Source organism: Rhodanobacter humi (assembly GCF_041107455.1).
In the GTDB taxonomy this organism is placed as follows: Bacteria; Pseudomonadota; Gammaproteobacteria; order Xanthomonadales; family Rhodanobacteraceae; genus Rhodanobacter_A.
Window position 1 is genome coordinate 1,789,991 of the sequence record NZ_JBGBPY010000001.1, and the last position, 19,292, is coordinate 1,809,282.

The 19,292-nt window shown below is 67.6% G+C and carries 14 protein-coding genes and 1 riboswitch; of the genes, 9 read left to right on the forward strand and 5 right to left on the reverse strand.

Annotated elements, in window-relative coordinates; translation table 11 throughout:
* Positions 1-25: 25 nt before the first annotated feature.
* A complete protein-coding gene (aceA, locus tag AB7878_RS07930; protein WP_369493841.1) occupies positions 26-1,321 on the forward strand; it encodes an isocitrate lyase in 1,296 nt (431 codons plus the stop codon).
* A gap of 67 nt (positions 1,322-1,388) precedes the next feature.
* On the opposite strand, the gene AB7878_RS07935 is transcribed toward aceA, so the two are convergent.
* A complete protein-coding gene (locus AB7878_RS07935; protein ID WP_369493842.1) occupies positions 1,389-2,888 on the reverse strand; it encodes a YifB family Mg chelatase-like AAA ATPase in 1,500 nt (499 codons plus the stop codon).
* A 154-nt stretch (positions 2,889-3,042) separates the two neighbouring features.
* A complete protein-coding gene (gene ubiK, locus AB7878_RS07940) occupies positions 3,043-3,300 on the reverse strand; it encodes a ubiquinone biosynthesis accessory factor UbiK (RefSeq protein ID WP_077484001.1) in 258 nt (85 codons plus the stop codon).
* 182 nt (positions 3,301-3,482) lie between these two features.
* Here ubiK and glnK point away from each other — a divergent pair, with 182 nt between their 5' ends.
* Positions 3,483-3,821: a P-II family nitrogen regulator gene (gene glnK, locus AB7878_RS07945; RefSeq protein ID WP_192163057.1), complete on the forward strand. Its 339-nt coding sequence runs from the start codon at positions 3,483-3,485 to the stop codon at positions 3,819-3,821.
* Between the two features lie 202 nt (positions 3,822-4,023).
* A riboswitch (cobalamin riboswitch) is annotated at positions 4,024-4,237 on the forward strand.
* 150 nt (positions 4,238-4,387) lie between these two features.
* Positions 4,388-6,895 carry a ribonucleoside-diphosphate reductase subunit alpha gene (locus AB7878_RS07950; RefSeq protein WP_439653776.1) on the forward strand — a complete coding sequence of 836 codons (2,508 nt, stop codon included), beginning with the start codon at positions 4,388-4,390 and terminating at the stop codon, positions 6,893-6,895.
* 53 nt (positions 6,896-6,948) lie between these two features.
* Here the strand turns inward: AB7878_RS07950 and AB7878_RS07955 are convergent, their stop codons facing one another.
* Positions 6,949-7,317, reverse strand: a complete 369-nt coding sequence (locus AB7878_RS07955) for a four helix bundle protein (RefSeq protein ID WP_369493843.1) — start codon at positions 7,315-7,317, stop codon at positions 6,949-6,951.
* A gap of 60 nt (positions 7,318-7,377) precedes the next feature.
* Here AB7878_RS07955 and AB7878_RS07960 point away from each other — a divergent pair, with 60 nt between their 5' ends.
* The 6 genes from AB7878_RS07960 to AB7878_RS07985 all read left to right on the forward strand — a co-directional run bounded on the left by AB7878_RS07960 (position 7,378) and on the right by AB7878_RS07985 (position 15,645).
* Entirely contained in the window at positions 7,378-8,376 is a 999-nt protein-coding gene (locus tag AB7878_RS07960; protein WP_369493844.1) for a ribonucleotide-diphosphate reductase subunit beta, read from the forward strand.
* A gap of 171 nt (positions 8,377-8,547) precedes the next feature.
* Positions 8,548-11,793: a TonB-dependent receptor gene (locus AB7878_RS07965; protein ID WP_369493845.1), complete on the forward strand. Its 3,246-nt coding sequence runs from the start codon at positions 8,548-8,550 to the stop codon at positions 11,791-11,793.
* 116 nt (positions 11,794-11,909) lie between these two features.
* On the forward strand, positions 11,910-12,476 hold the full coding sequence (locus tag AB7878_RS07970; protein WP_369493846.1) for a TetR/AcrR family transcriptional regulator: 567 nt from the start codon (positions 11,910-11,912) through the stop codon (positions 12,474-12,476).
* 44 nt (positions 12,477-12,520) lie between these two features.
* Positions 12,521-13,198: a CPBP family intramembrane glutamic endopeptidase gene (locus AB7878_RS07975; protein ID WP_369493847.1), complete on the forward strand. Its 678-nt coding sequence runs from the start codon at positions 12,521-12,523 to the stop codon at positions 13,196-13,198.
* A gap of 100 nt (positions 13,199-13,298) precedes the next feature.
* Complete coding sequence (locus AB7878_RS07980) at positions 13,299-13,685, forward strand: BlaI/MecI/CopY family transcriptional regulator (protein WP_369493848.1); 387 nt, start codon at positions 13,299-13,301, stop codon at positions 13,683-13,685.
* Between the two features lies 1 nt (position 13,686).
* A complete protein-coding gene (locus AB7878_RS07985; protein WP_369493849.1) occupies positions 13,687-15,645 on the forward strand; it encodes a M56 family metallopeptidase in 1,959 nt (652 codons plus the stop codon).
* Positions 15,646-15,770: 125 nt separating this feature from the next.
* On the opposite strand, the gene AB7878_RS07990 is transcribed toward AB7878_RS07985, so the two are convergent.
* Positions 15,771-18,113: a S9 family peptidase gene (locus AB7878_RS07990; protein ID WP_369493850.1), complete on the reverse strand. Its 2,343-nt coding sequence runs from the start codon at positions 18,111-18,113 to the stop codon at positions 15,771-15,773.
* A gap of 172 nt (positions 18,114-18,285) precedes the next feature.
* The gene (locus AB7878_RS07995; RefSeq protein ID WP_369493851.1) at positions 18,286-19,236 is read right to left on the reverse strand and encodes a FecR family protein; all 951 of its coding nucleotides are present in this window, start codon (positions 19,234-19,236) and stop codon (positions 18,286-18,288) included.
* Between the last annotated feature and the right edge of the window lie 56 nt (positions 19,237-19,292).

The following is a 19,292-nucleotide window of genomic DNA, read 5'->3' on the forward strand; positions in this document are numbered from 1 at the left end:
ATCACATCATCATCGGAGCCACGCCATGAAGACGCATCTGCCCACCGCCGAGCAACTCACCCTCGACTGGAACAACAACCCACGCTGGGCTGGCATCCGCCGCCACTACAGCGCCGAGGACGTGGTGCGCCTGCGCGGCACCGTGGCCATCGAGCACTCGCTGGCGCGCCACGGCGCCGAGCGCCTGTGGAAATCGCTGCACGAGGAGGACTTCGTCAACGCGCTGGGTGCGCTCACCGGCAATCAGGCGATGCAGCAGGTGAAGGCGGGCCTGAAGGCCATCTACCTCAGCGGCTGGCAGGTCGCCGCCGACGCCAACAACGCCGGCGAGATGTACCCCGACCAGTCGCTGTACCCCGCGAACTCCGTGCCGCAGGTGGTCAAGCGCATCAACAACACCTTGCTGCGCGCCGACCAGCTGCACCATGCCGAAGGCAAGGACGGCATCGACTGGCTCGCACCCATCGTGGCCGATGCCGAGGCCGGCTTCGGCGGCGTGCTGAACGCGTTCGAGCTGATGAAGGCGATGATCGAGGCCGGCGCCGCCGGCGTGCACTTCGAGGACCAGCTCGCCAGCGTGAAGAAGTGCGGCCACATGGGCGGCAAGGTGCTGGTGCCCACCCGCGAGGCGGTGGACAAGTTGAACGCCGCGCGCCTCGCCGCCGACGTGCTGGGCGTGCCTACCCTGATCGTGGCGCGCACCGACGCCGACGCGGCCGACCTGCTCACCTCCGACATCGACCCCAACGACCAGCCCTTCGTCACCGGTGAGCGCACCGTGGAAGGCTTCTTCCGCGTCAAGCCCGGTCTCGACCAGGCGATCAGCCGCGGCCTCGCCTACGCACCCTACGCCGACCTGGTGTGGTGCGAGACCAGCAAGCCGAACCTGGTCGATGCGCGTCGCTTCGCCGAGGCGATCCACGCGAGGTTCCCCGGCAAGCTGCTCGCCTACAACTGCTCACCCAGCTTCAACTGGCGGCAGAACCTCGACGACGCCACCATCGCGAAGTTCCAGAAGGAATTGGGCGCGATGGGCTACAAGTTCCAGTTCATCACCCTGGCCGGTTTCCACAGCCTCAACTACGGCATGTTCGACCTCGCCCACGGCTATGCGCGGCGCCAGATGAGCGCCTTCGTGGAATTGCAGGAAAAGGAATTCGCCGCCGCGGAGCGCGGCTTCACCGCGGTGAAGCATCAGCGCGAGGTGGGCACCGGCTATTTCGACGCGGTGACCCAGGCGATCCAGCAAGGCCAGTCGTCGACCACGGCGCTGAAGGGCTCGACCGAGGAGGCCCAGTTCCAGCGCATCGCCGCGGCGTAAGAGCCTAAGGAGTGAGGAGTGCGAGAAAGCGCCTCGCGGCGCGCCCTGCCCTTCCCCCACTCCTGCTTCACAGCCGGCGGTATTGCAGCGCCTCGGCCAGATGTTCGCGTTCGAGCAACCCGGCTCCGCCGTCGAGGTCGGCGATCGTGCGCGCCACCCGCAACACGCGGTGATAGGCGCGCGCGGACAGGCCCAGCCGCTCCAGCGCCTGCTCGTACCAGCGCCGCTCGGCCGGACCCAGCGCGCAGTCGCGTTCCAGCTCGCGGTGGTTGATCTCCGCGTTCGGTCGGCCCGCGCGCATCAGCGCGTGCCGGCGCGCCTGCAGCACGCGGGCGCGCACGGTGGCGGAATCCTCGTCGTGCGGGCCGCGCGCCGCATCCATCTCGCGCAGCGGCAGCGGCGGCACCTCGACCGCGAGGTCGATGCGGTCCAGCAGTGGCCCGGAGATCCGCGCGCGATAACGCTGGACCTGCTCCGGCGTGCAGCGGCACTGCCGACGCGGATCGCCCGCGTAGCCGCAGGGGCAGGGGTTCATCGCCGCCACCAGCTGGAACTGGGCGGGAAAGGTGGATTGCCGTGCCGCGCGCGAGACCACGATGTGGCCCGACTCCAGCGGTTCGCGCAGCACCTCCAGCACGTGCCGGCTGAATTCCGGCAGCTCGTCGAGGAACAGTACGCCGTTGTGCGCCAGCGAGATCTCGCCCGGCCGCGGCAGCGAACCGCCGCCCACCAGCGCCACCGCCGAGGCGGTGTGGTGCGGTGCGCGAAACGGTCGGCGGCGCCAGCGCGCGGGATCGGTGGGCTGGCCGGCCACCGACAGCACCGCGCAGGTTTCCAGCGCCTCGGATTCCGAGAGCGGCGGCAGGATGCCGGGCAGGCGCTCGGCCAGCATGGTCTTGCCGGTGCCCGGCGGCCCCACCAGCAGCAGGTGATGGCCGCCCACGGCGGCGATCTCCAGCGCGCGCCGCGCCTGCAGCTGGCCGCGCACGTCGCGCAGGTCCGGGCCGTCGTGGATGCCACCGTCGGCGTCGATGCCAATCGGCGTCGCCAGTTCCTGCGCGCCACGCAACCAGCCGCAGACCTCGGCCAGGGTATCGGCCACGCGCACGTCCACTTCCGAAACCAGCGCGGCTTCCGCCGCGTTCGCGCGCGGCACCACCACCTTGCGTCCGCGCGCCCGCGCGCGCAGCAGCGCCGGCAACACCCCGGACACGCTGCGCAGCGAGCCGGACAGCGCCAGCTCGCCGAGGAATTCGCAATCGTCCAGTTTCTCGCGCGGCACCTGGCCGCTGGCGGCGAGGATGCCCAGCGCAATCGGCAAATCGAAGCGGCCACCGTCCTTGGGCAGCTCGGCGGGTGCCAGGTTCACGGTGACCTTGCGGCCGGGGTATTCGAAGGCGGTGTTCTGGATCGCCACCCGCACGCGGTCGCGCGCCTCGCGCACGGCGGCCTCGGGCAGACCGACGATATTGGTGGCCGGCAGTCCGCCGGAAAGATGCACCTCGACCATCACCTGCGGCGCGGCGATGCCTTCCTGGGCACGGCTGAGGGTGACGGCAAGACTCATGCGGCCGCCTGCCGCCGGCTCGCCCGGAAGCCGCTGTCACACAACCGCATCGAGCGACTCCGTCGTAGGCTTCAGGTCGTAAATAACCGCCCCCGATCGTTAGCTCGGGGTGAGGGTGACGGATCGGGGGCGGCTCCCGGGAGGCTTGGTGCTGCTAGTCCCCGCGGGCGGCGGCGGCGGCTTCGAGTTCGGCCACGCGCCGCTCCAATTCCTCGACCTTGGCGCGGGTGCGCGCAAGCACCTGGCTCTGGACGTCGAATTCTTCGCGGGTGACCAGATCGAGGCGGCGCAGTCCCTGCGCCAGGACATCGTGGAAATTGGTTCGCAGATCCTGCTGCGCCTGTGCCACTCCGGGCGGAACCAACGATGCCAGGCGTCGTGCCAGCTGGTCGATATCAAGTCGGTCCATCATGGACGACGCCTCGAACTTGTCGGGGAAAAGTATCCGTGAACACAAGGTGGACGCGCCATCGGCGGACTCCGTGATTTGGTGTAGGAATTTTCCTACATGGTAGCCGCCACGCGACAGCGCGCAGCCGTGAAGGCAAAATGGTCGTCCGCGTCGCCTTCGACGCCCCCTGCCGAGGACATTCCATGAAGCTGGTCGTGGCGATCATCAAGCCGTTCAAGCTCGACGACGTGCGCGAGGCGCTGGCCGAGGTCGGCGTGCAGGGCATCACCGTGACCGAGGTGAAGGGTTTCGGCCGCCAGAAGGGCCACACCGAGCTGTACCGCGGCGCCGAGTACGTGGTCGACTTCCTGCCCAAGATCAAGCTGGAAGCGGCGGTGGCCGACGAGCAGCTCGACCGCGTGCTGGAAGCGATCCAGAACTCCGCCCGCACCGGCAAGATCGGCGACGGCAAGATCTTCGTCAGTCCGCTGGAGCAGGTGATCCGCATCCGCACCGGCGAACTGGACCAGGACGCACTGTAAAAGCCTGTCTCAAGGCTCCTGCCGATTCACATGGCCCACACGATCAGGGCGGGCTGCCGGCATCCCGGCGTCATCGCCCGATCATGGGCTCCCCACTCCCCGTTCCATCCTGGCCCGGGCGCAAGCCAGCTCCGGCGCGGGCTGGGCTCACTTATCCACGGCTTGTGCACAAGTTGTTGGGTTGACCGACCCGATCCAGCCCGATATGTTGTGTCTGTCGGTGCCCGGCCAGACGCGATCGTCGGTCGAGCTCAAAAGGGAATCCGGTGCGAATCCGGAACTGCCCCGCAGCGGTAAGCGGAAACGAACGCCTTGAAATCGCACTGGCTCGCAGCGGCCGGGAAGCGAAGGCAAGTAGGCGGGTCGCCAGACCCGGGTCCGCGAGTCCGAAGACCTGCCGACACGGCACGACCGGAGCGTCGTGCCGAGTGGTGACGGCTTCCGCGGGGAGGCGCGTCGACGCATCGGGCCCAGCCGCCCGATCGCGCGGCCGTCCGCGAGCAACCGCCACTTCAGCCCTGCGCGCGGGAGCAGGCGGTTGATCACCTCGGTCTGGAGTCACCGACATGCAGCCTCTCGATACCGCCACCCGCGAGCGTTCCGGCGCCCGCGTGGAGCCGTCCGCGTTTTCCGCCGAAGTCCCGGCACCCACCAGCGAAACCCCGATGCCCGTTGCGACACAAGAACAGCCCTTCGCCCTCACCCCGCCGCACAACCCCGGCCAGATGCGCGTGACCAAGCGCAACGGCGGCCAGGAGACGGTGGACGTCAACAAGATCGTGCGCGCGGTGACCCGCAGCGCCGACGGCCTGCACGCGGTGGACCCACTGCGCGTGGCGCTGAAGACCATAGGCGGCCTGTACGACGGCGCCACCACGCAGGAACTGGACCAGCTCTCCATCCGCACCGCCGCTGCGCTCACCGCAGAGGAACCGGAATACGGCCAGCTCGCCGCGCGCCTGCTCGGCGCCTACATCGACAAGGAAGTGAGCGGGCAGGAGATCCAGAGCTTCTCGCAGTCGATCGCGCGCGGCGCCGAGCTGGGCATCTTGAACGCGCGACTGCGCGACTTCGTGGCTGTCAACGCGCGCAAGCTCAACGACGCGATCGATCCGCTCGCCACCCGCCGCTTCGAATACTTCGGCCTGCGCACGGTCTACGACCGGTATCTCTTGCGCCACCCGCAGCAGCGCAAGGTGATCGAAACGCCGCAGCATTTCTTCATGCGCATCGCCTGCGCGCTGGGCGGCGGCGAGATCGGCGAGACGCTGGAGCTGTATCGCCTGCTGTCGTCGCTGGAATACATCGCCAGCTCGCCGACGCTGTTCAACGCCGGCACCGCACATGAGCAGCTGTCGTCGTGTTTCCTTCTCGACTCGCCCACCGACTCGCTGGAATCGATCTACGACAAGTACGCGGACGTGGCGAAGTTGTCGAAGTTCGCCGGCGGCATCGGCCTGGCGTATTCACGCGTGCGCTCACGCGGCTCGCTGATCCGCGGCACCAACGGCCACTCCAACGGCCTGGTGCCGTGGCTGAAGACGCTGGACGCCTCGGTGGCCGCGGTGAACCAGGGCGGCAAGCGCAAGGGCGCCGCCTGCGTGTACCTGGAGCCGTGGCACGCCGACATCGAGGAATTCCTCGAACTGCGCGACAACACCGGCGACGAGGCGCGCCGCACGCACAACCTCAACCTCGCGAACTGGATCCCGGACGAATTCATGCGCCGCGTGGAGAGCGACGGCGACTGGTCGCTGTTCGATCCCAAGGTGGTGCCGCACTTCGTGGACAGCTGGGGCGCGACGTTCGAGGCCGCGTACCGCAAGGCCGAAGCCGACGGCCTCGCGACGAAGACGGTGAAGGCGCGCGAGCTGTACGCGCGCATGCTGCGCACGCTGGCGCAGACCGGCAACGGCTGGGTGACCTTCAAGGACCGCAGCAACGCCACCAGCAACCAGACGGCGTTGCCGGCGAACGTGATCCATCTTTCCAATCTCTGCACCGAGATCCTGGAAGTCACCAATGCCGGCGAGACGGCGGTGTGCAACCTGGGTTCGATCAACCTGTCGCGCCACGTGGTGGACGGCGCGTTCGACTTCGACAAGCTCGCCGCTACCGTGCGCACCGCGGTGCGCCAGCTGGACCGCGTGATCGACCTCAACTTCTATCCCATCGATACCGCCGCCACCGCCAACCGCAAGTGGCGCCCGGTGGGCCTGGGCGTGATGGGCCTGCAGGACGTGTTCTTCAAACTGCGCCTGCCGTTCGACTCGGCCGAGGCGCTGGCGCTGTCCACCCGCATCGCCGAGAAGATCTACTTCCACGCGTTGTCGCAATCGAACGAACTGGCCGCACAGGCCGGTGCGCATCCGGGCTTCGCCGAAAGCCGCGCCGCGAACGGCGAGCTGCAGTTCGACTACTGGCCGAACGCAACGCCCAACGACGTCGCCCGCTGGGATGTGCTGCGCGAGGCTATCAAGACGAACGGCCTGCGCAACTCGCTGCTGATCGCGATCGCCCCTACCGCCACCATCGCCTCGATCGCCGGTTGCTACGAATGCATCGAGCCGCAGGTGTCGAACCTGTTCAAGCGCGAGACGCTGTCCGGCGACTTCCTCGTGGTGAACCGCTACCTCGCCGACGAGCTGAAGTCGTTGGGCCTGTGGACACCCGAAGTGCGCGACCAGATCAAGCTGGCCGAAGGTTCGATCCAGGGCATCGCCGCGATCCCCGAGCGCCTGCGCGCGATCTACCGCACCGTGTGGGAGCTGCCGCAGAAGGCGCTGATCGACCTCGCGGCTTCTCGTGGAGCTTATATCGACCAGAGCCAGTCGCTGAACCTGTTCATGGAAAACCCGAACATCGGCCAGCTCAGCTCCATGTACATGTACGCGTGGAAGGCCGGCATCAAGACCACCTACTACCTGCGCTCGCGCCCGGCGACGAAGATCGCCAAGACCACGGTGTCGGCGCCGGCCAGCGTTGTGGCAGCACCTGTCGATGCACAACAAGTAGCCACCGCCGCCGTGTTCTGCTCGCTGGAAAACCCCGAGTACTGCGAAGCCTGCCAGTAAGCAGAAGTGAGTGGAGAGGAGTGAGAAGTGAGAGAAGGCAAAAGCCGATACCCTCACTCTTCTACACGCGGTTTGGGCCGCAGGCGTTGGCGGAATGTCGTCAAGATGCGACTAGTTTCGTCAATGCCTTCCCTGAGGAGTCTCGTTTGTGCGAGAGGCAACCATCCGACCTCTTCGCACAGGGTCAGCTGAGTTTCCAGTTCCGCCAATGAGCCTTGTGCGATAGCGAAGAACTGGCGCTTCTCTGCCTTCGATTCACGCGTCCAACCTTCGGCGATGTTGCTTGGCACGGATATCGCAGCCCGCGTCATTTGCGCCCGCATGCCATATGTCTCTTCGCGTGGAAGAAGCCGCACCAACCCATAAACCTCCCGTGCGACCTGCATGGCTCTTGTCCAGACCACCGCCTCTCGATAGTGCATAGGAATACCTCCATGTCCGGAACATCATCTCTCACTTCTCACTCCTCTTCACTCACTTCCATGCTCCTCGACCCCGGCTTCGAGCTGACTCTGCGCCCGATGCGCTACCCGGGCTTCTACGAGATGTACCGCAATGCCATCAAGAACACCTGGACGGTGGACGAAGTGGATTTCTCGCTGGACACCACCGACCTCAACGCGAAGATGTCGGCGGCCGACCGCCACCTGATCCAGCGGCTGATCGCGTTTTTCGCCACCGGCGACACCATCGTGTCGAACAACCTGGTGCTGAACCTGTACCAGCACGTGAACGCGCCGGAGGCGCGCATGTACCTGTCGCGCCAGCTGTACGAGGAGGCGCTGCACGTGCAGTTCTACCTGACCCTGCTGGACACCTACATCCCCGATCCGGGCGAGCGTGCGAAGGCGTTCGCGGCGATCGAGAACATCCCCTCGATCCGTGCCAAGGGCGAGTTCTGCTTCAAGTGGATCGATTCCATCCAGGGCCTGCAGAAGCTGCAGACGCGCGAGCAACGCCGGCAGTTCCTGCTCAACCTGATCTGCTTCGCCGCCTGCATCGAGGGCCTGTTCTTCTTCGCCGCGTTCGCCTACGTGTACTACTTCCGCTCGCGCGGCCTGCTGCACGGCCTGGCCTCAGGCACCAACTGGGTGTTCCGCGACGAGAGCTGCCACATGGCGTTCGCGTTCGAGGTGGTGCGCACCGTGCGTGCGGAAGAACCCGAGCTGTTCGACGATGAGATGCGCACGCAGGTGGAGGAAATGCTGGAGGACGCGATCGCCTGCGAGACGCAGTTCGCCGAGGACGTGCTCTCCGGCGGCGTGGTGGGCCTGTCGGCGAAGGAGATGCGCCAGTACCTGGAATACTGCGCCGACCAGCGCCTGGCCCAGCTGGATCTCCCGAAGAAGTACGGCGCGAAGAACCCGTTCGACTTCATGGACCTGCAGGATGTGCAGGAAGTTACGAACTTCTTCGAGCGCCGCGTCTCGGCCTACCAGGTGGGCGTGGAAGGCGAGGTGGCGTTCGACATGGCGTTTTGACGTCCGCGGACACGCGCCGCGGGCGGACTTCCTTCACACGCACTTGTCACAATTTCCGCCCTAAGATGCCCCCTGCCGCTGGCGGCAACCAGCGCGCCGTTGCCGACCGCCTCCCCACCGGGGAGGCGTCGTCGTTCCGGGGACACTTATAAAAACCACACGAGGAAACCCATGGCCATCACGATGCGTGCCCGCTCGCTTCCGTTCGCCATCGCCACGCTGCTGGCGACCAGTTCCGTCTTCGCCCAGAACATCACCACCTCCGGCGCCATCGGTCGCGTGCTGGACGCGCAGGGCAAGCCCGTGGCCGATGCCACCGTGACCATCCTGCACGTGCCCTCCGGCACCACCAAGACGGTGACCACGGATGCCGACGGCCGTTACGCCGCGCAAGGCCTGCGCACGGGCGGCCCGTTCACGATCACAGCGGCGAAGACCGGATTCGCCGGCACCGAACAGGACAACGTCTACCTGCAGCTGGGCCAGCCTTCCTCGATCAACCTCAGCCTGGGCGCGGGCGCCGAATCGGCGCGCACGCTAGGCGCGGTGACGGTGAGCGCCTCGTCGCTGGCGCAGACCTTCACCTCCGAGAACAAGGGCCTGTCCACCACCATCTCGCAGCGCGAACTGCAGGCCACGCCGCAGGGCAACCGCTCGATCGACGACGTGGTGCGGCTGGACCCGCGCATCACCGTGACCGACCAGGGCACCGGCGCGATCTCCGCCGCGGGCATGAACAACCGCTACAACAACATCGCGGTGGACGGCGTGACCCAGGGCGATCCGTTCGGCCTCAACGCGAACGGCCTGCCCTACCAGAAGTCGCCGATCTCGCCCGAGACGATCGCCGAATACAACATCTCCACCGCGAACTACGACGTCTCCTCCGACGTGGTCGGCGCCGACGTCAACGCGGTGACAAAGTCCGGCACCAACCAGTTCCACGGCTCGGTCTACTACAGCTACCGCAACGCGAACCACCTGGTGGGCGACGCCGGCTGGCTGCCCAGCAGCGATCCCGGCTACCACTACAAGGGCTACCAGAAGGACGCCACCTACGGCTTCAACGTCGGCGGCCCGATCCTCAAGGACAAGCTGTTCTTCTTCGTCTCCGCGGAGCACGAGAAGACCACCGGCATCGGCGCCGATTCGGCCAACGGCCTGGACAACACGCTGGGCAACGGCCCGTCCACCAGCAACAAGGTCTCGCCGGGCGACCTGCAGCAGGTCATCGCCACCGCCAGCAAGCTCGGCCTCACCCCCGGCAACTTCGGCGGCCCCACCGGCCTGACCTACGACGACAAGCGTTACCTCGGCAAGATCGACTGGAACATCACCAACAACCACCGCGCCAGCTTCACCTACCAGCACACCAAGGAGCTGCTGCCGGCGGTGGGCGGCAACAGCCCGAACAGCGTGGGCCTGACCAGCTACACCTACACCAAGGCCATCACCACCAACAACTACGTGCTGCACCTGTACGACGACTGGAGCGACAGCTTCTCCACCGAGGCCAAGGTCGGTTACCAGAAGTACGTGCAGGACACCACCGCGCCGTTCCAGCAGCCTTCGGTGAACGTGAACCTCTCGCCCACCGGCAAGGGGCCGTCGGTGAACCTGGGCGAGGAACAGTTCCGCCATTACAACCACATCGACACCAAGAAGGCCAGCGTCTTCCTCGCCGCCACCTGGTACCTGGGCGACCACTCGATCAAGGGCGGCGTCGATTTCCAGCGCAACCAGATCTACAACCTGTTCGGCCAGTCCGAGTTCGGCGTCTACACGTTCTGGGGCCTGGCCAACTTCGCCGCCGGCAACTACAACAAGTATTCGCTGTACCACCCGGCGCCCGGCTACGCACTGGCCGACATCGCCGCCAAGTGGACCTACAGCCAGTTCAGCCCGTTCCTGCAGGACACCTGGCAGGTCAACGATGCGCTGTCGGTGCAGTACGGCGTGCGCATGGACATCCCGCACTCCAACAAGCAGCCGGTGTACAACGCAGCCTTCGCGCAGACCTTCGGCTACGCGAACAACTACACCGTCGGCTCTTCCAACCGCATCGTCGAGCCGCGACTGTCGTTCAACTACAACTTCGACACCGCGTACAAGACCCAGCTGCGCGGCGGCGCGGGCCTGTTCCAGACCAACCCGCCCACGGTGTGGATGACCAACCCGTTCCAGAACAACGGCGTCACCCTGCTCAACTACACCTCGTTCAACCCGGCCAACGCGCCATTCAGCCCCGACCCGTTCCACCAGAACATCCCGGCCGGCGGCGGCGCCGGCTCGATCGACACCATAGCCCGCAACTTCCGCCTGCCCAGCGTGTGGAAGATGAGCCTGGCGCTGGACCGCGAGCTGCCGTGGTGGGGCCTGGTGGCCTCTGCCGAGTACCAGCACATCCAGGTGCGCGACGGCATCCTGTACGAGGCAGTGAACTTCGGCGCGCCCACCGGCACGCTGCCGGACGGCCGCGAGCAGTTCTGGAAGGTTCCGGGCGAGGCGCCGAAGACGGCCGACACCCTGGCCAACCAGAACCACGCCTTCAGCACCGCCTCCACGTTGCTCACCAACACCCACAAGGGCAAGTCGGACAGCTTCACGCTGGCGTTGAACAAGCCGTTCTCGGACAGCTGGTTCGGCAACGTCAGCCTCACCTTCAACCACGCCAGCGACGTCGACCCCGGCACCGACACCATCGCCTACAACGGCTACCAGCGCGTGGCGCGGCTGAACCCGAACAGCGACGTGCTGGCCACCTCCAACTACAACGTGGCCAAGACGCTGAAGGCCTCGCTGACCTGGCAGCACGCATTCTTCGGCGACTACAACACCCAGGTCTCGCTGTTCTACAGCGGCCACACCGGCCTGCCCTATACCTGGGTGTTCGGCAACGACGCCAACGGCGACAGCATCGGCGGCTGGGATCCGGTCTACATCCCGTCGGCGAACGACCCGAAGGTGGCCTACGCTGCCGGCACCAGCGCGCAGGTGATCCAGCAGTTCCAGGCCTTCCTCGCCGGCGACGACTACCTGCGCGACCACCGCGGCCAGATCGCCAACCGCAACGGCGACCGCACCGCCTGGGTCAACGAGCTGGACATGAGCTTCTCGCAGGAAGTACCCGGCATCTTCCAGGGCAACAAGGGCGTGCTGCGGCTGGACATCTACAACGTGCTCAACCTGGTCAACAGCGACTGGGGCCAGCAGCGCAACACCGGCATCTACCCCACCCGCATCCTCGCCAACTACGCCGGCGTGAACGCACAGGGGCAGTACCTGTATTCGCTGCCCACCGACAAGAACGGCAACTACCAGCCGCAGCCGCTGCAGACCTACGACGGCGGCTTCTACGACCCCAGCCGCGTGGTCTCGCGCTGGTCGGCCATGCTCACCCTGCGCTACAACTTCTGACCGGTCGTTCCGGCCGCAACCGAGCACGGGCGCCTGCGGGCGCCCGTGTCGTTTCCGGCATCGCGGCGACCCGTGCCGCTTGACATGTAACGATCGTTACACGTAACGTTCGTTACATGCAGACGCGCAAAGATGCACTGATCGACGCCCTCATCGCCCACTTGCTCGAACGCGGGCTGGCCGACCTGTCGCTGCGCCCGCTCGCCGCGGCCACCGGCACCAGTGCCCGCTTGCTCATCTACCACTTCGAGACGAAGGAAGGCCTGCTCGCCGAGGTCCTCGAAACCATGCAGACGCGGCTGCGCCAGTCCTTCGCGCAACTGCTTGCGCCAGGCACGCCGGAACGGCAGCCGCAGCCGCTCAAGCTGCTCTGGCAATGGGCGACCGCCAGGCGCAACTACCCCTACCTCAAGCTGCTCTACGAGCTGCAGATACTCGCCATCCAGAGCCCGGACACTTACGCGCAGTACCTGCAACGCAACGCCTCGAACTGGTCGGACTTCATCCTCACGATGCTCCCGGCGCCGCGGCGCGATCCCGCCTTCGCCACGTTGTGCGCGGCGGTGTTCGACGGCCTCTTCCTCGAACTGATGAGCACGGGCGACCGCAAGCGGACCTCGCAGGCGCTCGACCGCTTCATCCGCATCGCCGGCGACACCCGCAAGCAGCGCACAGGCGCCTGAACCCGGAACCCACGCCACGCCGCACCGCCCCGGAAGGACTTTCCATGCACACCCTGCTCGCCCATGCGCGGACGATCGAGAAGCGCCGATGGTCCGTCATCCTCGCTGGCCTGCTGCTCGCGCTCGGCGTGGTCAGCCTGCCCTTCAGCACCTGGGATCACGAGTTCGCCAGCGTCGGGCATCTGGTCGGCAACGAGGCGATCTGGTGGATCTACATCGCGGCGATGTTGCTCTACGTGCGCAAGGTCGAACGACGGCCGCTGTCGTCCATCGGTCTCCGCGCGCCCGGCATCGGCAACACGCTGATCGGCGTGGCGGCCGGCGTGGCGGTACTGGCCCTGCTGGGCGCGATGTACTTCCTCGTGCTCCCTGCCCTGCACTTGGGCGACTCGGCAGCGGCCACGGCGAACGGAGGCGCACTGATGGCCACGCCTTTCTGGTGGCGCCTCGTCTCGACCGTGCGCGCCGCGGTTTCCGAGGAAGTGCTGTTCCGCGGCTATGCGATGCAGCGGATCGAGGAGTTGAGTGGCAGCCGCGCCATCGCGCTGCTGCTCTCCCTGGCCGTGTTCACCATCGACCACGTGACCTACTGGGGCTGGAGCCACGAACTGATCGTCGCCGTCGGCGGCCTGGCGTTTTCGCTGCTGTACCTGTGGCGGCGCAACCTGTGGATCAACATCATCGCCCACTTCATCGTGGATGCCGCCTCGGTGCTCGCCTGAGGCGACAGCAAGACCCACAACGGGGCGGCGGCGCCCTATTGACTACACGTGTCGTCAGGCGTAGCGTGCCGACACGTGTAGTCACAACAGGTGCGCCCGCATGCCAAGATCCTCCATCGGCGACCAGGAACTCGCCCTGCTGCGCCATCTCGCCGCCCACGAGCCGGTCTCGGTGGGCGAGGTGGCCGCCGGCTTCGGCGAGACGCAAGGCCTCGCCCGCTCCACCGTGCTGACGATGATGGAGCGCCTGCGCGCCAAGGGTTACCTCAAGCGCCGCCATGCGCAGGGCGTGTACCGCTACAGCACCGCCACCGGCCCCGGCGAGGCGATGCGCAGCGCGGTGGGCCAGTTCGTGGAAAAGACGCTGAGCGGCTCGGTTTCGCCGTTCGTGGCGTGGATGGCCGAGCGCGGCGAGGTCAGCGACAACGAGCTGGCCGAACTGCAGGCGCTGGTGAAGCAGCTCAAGACCACGCGCAAGGAGAAGTGAGATGACGACGCTCGATCATCTGGCCGCCCTGCTGCTGGAACGCCTCGCCTGGACCTCGCTGCAAGCCATCGTGCTGGTGGGTGCGGTCGCCCTGCTCGTCCGCGCCTTTCCGCGCCTGCCCGCCGCCGCGCGCTGCGCGCTGTGGTGGCTGGTGGGCCTGCAGGTGCTGCTGGGGCTGGCCTGGCAGGCGCCGATCCGCCTGCCGCTGCTGGCGCCGCCGATGGCCGCGGCAACGCCGACCGTTGCCACGCCACAGCGCAGCGCGTCCGATACCGCAACGGGCCACACCACCGCCGCCGGCGCGGACGTCGACCATGCCATCGCGCCCCTCACGGCCACGCCTGCCGCAACGCCGATGCCCGGCGCCACGGCGTCCACCGGCGGCGAACCCGGCTGGCTGGCCACCCGCTGGCGCACGGCCCTGGTCGCCGCGTGGCTGCTCCTGCTGCTGGCGCAGTTGCCCGCGCTGATCCGCGAATACCTCCGCGCGCATCGCCTGCGTCATGCCGCGCAGACGGTGACGGATGCCGAACTGCGGATGCGCTGCGCGCGGCAGGCCCGCGCGCTCGGCTTGCGCCGCGCACCCGCCGTGCTGGCCTCGCCCGACATCGCCTCGCCCCAGGTCAGCGGCGGCTGGCGCCCGGTGGTGCTGTGGCCGGCGCACGCCACGCTGAACGCCGAGGAAGCCGAGTTGGCGCTGGCCCACGAGCTCGCCCATCTCAAGCGCGGCGATCTGCTGCTGGGCTGGATTCCCGCGCTGGCCATGCGGCTGTTCTGCTTCCATCCGCTGTTGCGCTGGGCGATGCGCGAATACGCGCTGCACCGCGAGGCCGCCTGCGATGCACAGGCCGTCGAACAGCAGCGCGTCGCACCGCAGGACTACGGCCAGCTGCTGCTGCGGCTGGGCGTGGCGCGCCCGCTGCATGCCGGCCTCGCCGGCGCATCTCCCACCTTCCACAACCTCAAGAGGCGACTGACCATGCTGCAACAGACCTCTGCGGCGATGCCGCGCCACCGCGGCTGGCTGCTCGTCGCGCTCGTCGCGCTGATCGGCGTGCTGCCGTATCGCGTGGTGGCCGATGCCGCGCAACCCGCGACGGCCGGCAGCACCGCCGGCACCTACCTGCCCGCCACGCCACCCCCGCCGCCACTGCCGCCTGCACCGCCACCACCGCCGCCGGTGCCTGGCATGGCGCCACCGCCGCCTGCACCTCCCGTTCCGCCGCCGCCCCCCGTGCCGCCGCCGTCCGGCTTCGCGGCCCATCACATGATCATCAGCACGCACGACGACACCGGCCGCGCCTTCGCCCTGCTCGACGGCGACTCGGCCACCATCAACGGTACCGCCGGCGACCTTGCCACCGTGCGGCAGCTGCGCAAGCCGGGCGAACCGCTGCTGTGGTTCCGCCACGGCGACCAGTCCTGGGTGATCCGCGACCGTGGCTATATCCAGCGCGCGGAAGCCATCTATGCCCCCATGACCGCGCTCGGCAAGGAACAAGGCGAGCTGGGCAGGCAGCAAGGTGCGCTCGGCGCGCAACAAGGCCAGCTGGGTGCACAGCAAGGCAGCCTTGGCGGTCAGCAAGGCGAGTTCGGCGCGCGCACGGCCGCGCTGGCGGCGCAGCAGGCGCGCCTGGCCAGCCGCATCGCCGAGCTGGACAGCCAGGCCAGCAGCGATCAGGCCACGGCCGCCGCGCGCAAGGCGATCGCGGCCGAATCCGCCAAGCTCGATGCCGAGCGTGAGGCCCTGCAAGCGCAACATGCCGGCCTCGGCAAGCAGCAGGCCGCGCTGGGCGAACGACAGGCGGCCCTGGGTCAGCAGCAGGAAGCACTCGGCAAGCAGCAGCAGGCGCTGGGCGAGCGGCAACGCGCGGCCTCGGCGAAAGCCGAGCAGCAGATCGAGCAGTTGCTGGAGGAGGCGCGAGCCAAGGGCGTGGCGCAGCCGGTGGGCAAACGCTGAGCAACGCCCGATCCAACGGACTTCCATAAAAAAACCGGCGGAGCCATCCGCCGGTTTTCATTTGCGCATTCCGGTGTCGTCTCGCGGCCTCGCCCATGCGAGGCGAGATCGCGGGGTTCAGACCCTCAGAACCACGGCCACTTCTTCAGTTCGTATTCCTTCGGCGGCGTGTTGCCGGCGAGATACTGCACGAAGTAGTCCCAGCGGCGGCGCGTGGCGTACGGCGTGGCGGCCGCGTAGCCGTGATGGACGTTGGGGATGATCAGCATGTCGAAGTCGCGGTTGGCCTTGATCAGCGCCTCGGCGACCAGGTAGGTCTCGTCGATCGGCACGTTGTCGTCGATCGTGCCGTGCACCAGCATCAGGCGGCCCTTGAGGTGCTTCGCGAGATCCTGGTTGGCCTGGTTGTCGTAGTTGGTGGTGCCGTCCTTGTTCGTCACCAGCAGGCCCTGGTACTTCTCGCCCCAGTCATTCTCGTAATTGCGGTTGTCGTGGTTGCCGCTCTCGGCCCAGCCGACCTTGAAGAAGTCGGGGTAGCGGAACATCGCGTCGGCGGTGGTGTTGCCGCCGCCGGAGTGACCCCAGATGCCGACACGGTTGATGTCGATCCACGAGTAGCGCTGGGCCAGCTCCTTGATGCCGGCGACCTGGTCGGGCAGGGTGTTGTCGCCCATGTCACCGTACCAGGTGTGGTGGAACGAGGCCGAGCGCCACGGCGTGCCCATGCCGTCCAGCGCGACCACGATGAAGCCCAGCTCGGCCAGCGCCTGGTTGTCGCCGCGCGAAGCCAGGAAGCTGCGCCCGCGCACCGAGCCGGTCTGCGGGCCCGGATACACGTAGTCGATCACCGGGTACTTCTTGGCCGGATCGAAGTGGCTCGGCTTGAACATCATGCCGTAGAGCTCGGTCTTGCCGTCGCGCGCCTTCACCGTGAACGGGATCGGCGGCACCCAGCCGGCGGCCTTGAGCCGGGTGATGTCGGCCTTCGCGACGGTGGCGATGACGCGGCCGTCGGCGCTGGAGCGCAGCACGGTCACCGGCGGCGTGGTCGGCGTGGACCAGCTGTCGACGAAGGTCTTGCCGTCGGGCGACATGCTGATGCTGTGGTCGGCGTCTTCCGGCGTGAGCAGCACCGGCTTGCCGCCGTCCAGGCCCACCTTCCAGAACTGCCGGTAGTACGGGTTCACGCCGGGCACCTTGCCCACGCCCACGAACCACAGTTCGCGCGCATGGTGGTCCAGGTGCAGCACCTCGGTGACGTTGCCGTCGCCGCTGGTGATCGGGTGGATCGCCTTGCCGGTCTTGAGGTTGTAGAGGTAGAGGTTGTTCCAGTCGTTGCGTTCGGACGGCCAGACGGCCTCGTTGGCCTTGGGCAGGTACTGCCAGTTCACCTCGCCGTGGCCGCTCTCGTAATAGGTCGCCACCTGCTCGTCGAAGGCGGTGCGCACGGCGCCGGTGTCGGCATTCGCCACGCGATACCAGACCTGCTTGCGGTCGCGCGAGCTGTTGACCATCGCGAAGGTCTTGCTGTCCGGCGACCACTTCAGGTCGCTCCACTGGCCGTCGCTGTTGCAGCTGATGTCGTCGCACAGGCTGGACAGGCGCTGCTGCGGATCGATCTTCAGGCGCACCACCTTGTGCGCGGCCACGTCGATCACCACCGGCTCGATCATGAACACTTTCTCGTCGCCCGGCAGCGGGTATTTCCAGGCGTCCAGCACCGGATGGCCGACCTTGGTCTGCACGGTGTACATCTCGCCCACGCCGCGCTGGTCCTGCTGGTAGGTGGCGATCTTCTTCGAGTCCGGCGACCAGTTCAGCACGGCGCGATTGGTGTGGATCCAGCCGGCGTTGTCGGTGGCGTAACCGAAGTCCTGCACGCCGTCGGTGGTGAGCCGGGTCTCCTTGCCGGTGGCGAGGTCACGCACCCACAGGTTCCAGTCGCGGATGAAGGCTTCCTTGGTCTTGTCGGGCGAGACGATGCCGGGCTCGTCGCCGGTCTTCGCCTTGGCCTTGGCCGTGCATTCGCCGGCACCCTTGAGGTCGCAGAGGTAATGCTTGCCCATCAGCGCGACGTCGTAGCTGCCGTCCTTGCCGACACTGAAATCGAAGCCGCGCGGCGGCAGCTTGTTCGCCTGCACCGGTTTGCCGGTGGCCTTGCCCAGCGCGGCGGCGAGCTTGGCCTGGTCGAACGCCGGCGCGGCCTTGCCGGTGGCGGTGTCCATGGTCATCGCATGGTCGCCGCCGGCATCGTGGTCGATGTACCAGAAGTGGGTATCGTCCAGCCACTTCACCCGCTGCACGTCGTGGTCGACCAGCGGCGCGGTGTTGTAGGACATGAAGCGTTCCGCTTGCGCGTAGTCCTGCGCGGTGAGCGTGCGTCCCTGCGCCATCGCGCCGGTGGCGCACACCAGCAGCCCTGCTGCCAGCGCGCCGGTCAGGCGCTTCCTGCTGATCGTCGAATGCATTGTCGTGTTCCCCTCGGAGTGCGGGTGTTCTGAGTACGGGTGTTCCGGTGTAGCGACCTTCGCGCCGTGCGCGAACACCCGATGCTAGCGCGCCATGACCTTCGGCACCCCTGCCAAAGGTTGAGGTCGGCGGCATGCCGACATGCGCCGCGCGTTGGATCGGGGAGGGGGATCAATGTGCCGCGGGCTGCAGCACGATCTCGTCCGGCGCCACCTGGACCGCCCGCAGCAGGCGGCTGCGTTGCAGCGCCTGCGCCAAGGCGAGCGGATCGCCCGCGTCGAAGACGCCGCTGACCGGCAGGTTGCGCAAGGCCGCGTCGCCGATCACCAGCCGGGTGTCCGAATAGCGGTTCATCGCCGCCACCAGCTCGGCAAGGCTGCGGTGGTGGAACACCAGCTCGCCGCGCGGCCAGCCACGGGCGGCGGCCAGGTCCGCCGGTTCCACGCCGCCCAGGCGGCCGTAGCCGTAGTCGACCTGCTGGCCGGGCCGCAGCGTCACCTGTTCATGGCTGGCCGGCAGCTGCACCGTGACGGCGCCGGCCAGCGCGGTGACGCGCACCGCGTCCGACAGCCGGCTCACCTGGAAGCGGCCAGCCGCCGCGCGGACGATGCCGTCGCCGGCATGCACGACGATGGCTCGCCCGCTAGTGTCGAATTGCACGCGTCCGCGCTCCAGCGTCACCGCGTGCGGCGCGTCGGCAGCCACGCTGACCGATGTCGCCGTGTCCAGCAGGGCCGAGCCGCCCCCGGGCAGCGGCAGCGTGCGCTGGCCGCCGATGGCGGTGGTGTAGTGCTGCAGCGAGGCCTGGTGGGCCACGGCCCGCCAGGTGAGCGCCGCCATCGGCAATACGCAAGCCGCCGCCAGCAGCAGCACCCGGAGCAAGGGGGCGCGACGGACAGGCGCCTCTTCGCACTGCCGGACCTCGTCCCGCACGGCAGTCCGGGGCGCCAGGGTATGGCTGTATCCCAGCGGGGCATTCGCGTCCGGGATCGTGCGGCGGGCGGGCGCGGCCTGCTCGCCGGACCGCGGAGTCCGTGTTTCCGGCGCGCGCTCGACACGCCGCCGCGACGCCTCGCCCGGACGCATCAGGAACACGATGTTGTCGGCATATATGCGAGCCATGACGATGACGCCCGACCTCCGCTGCCATTCCCCGACGGTACGGCTGGCTGCCAGTT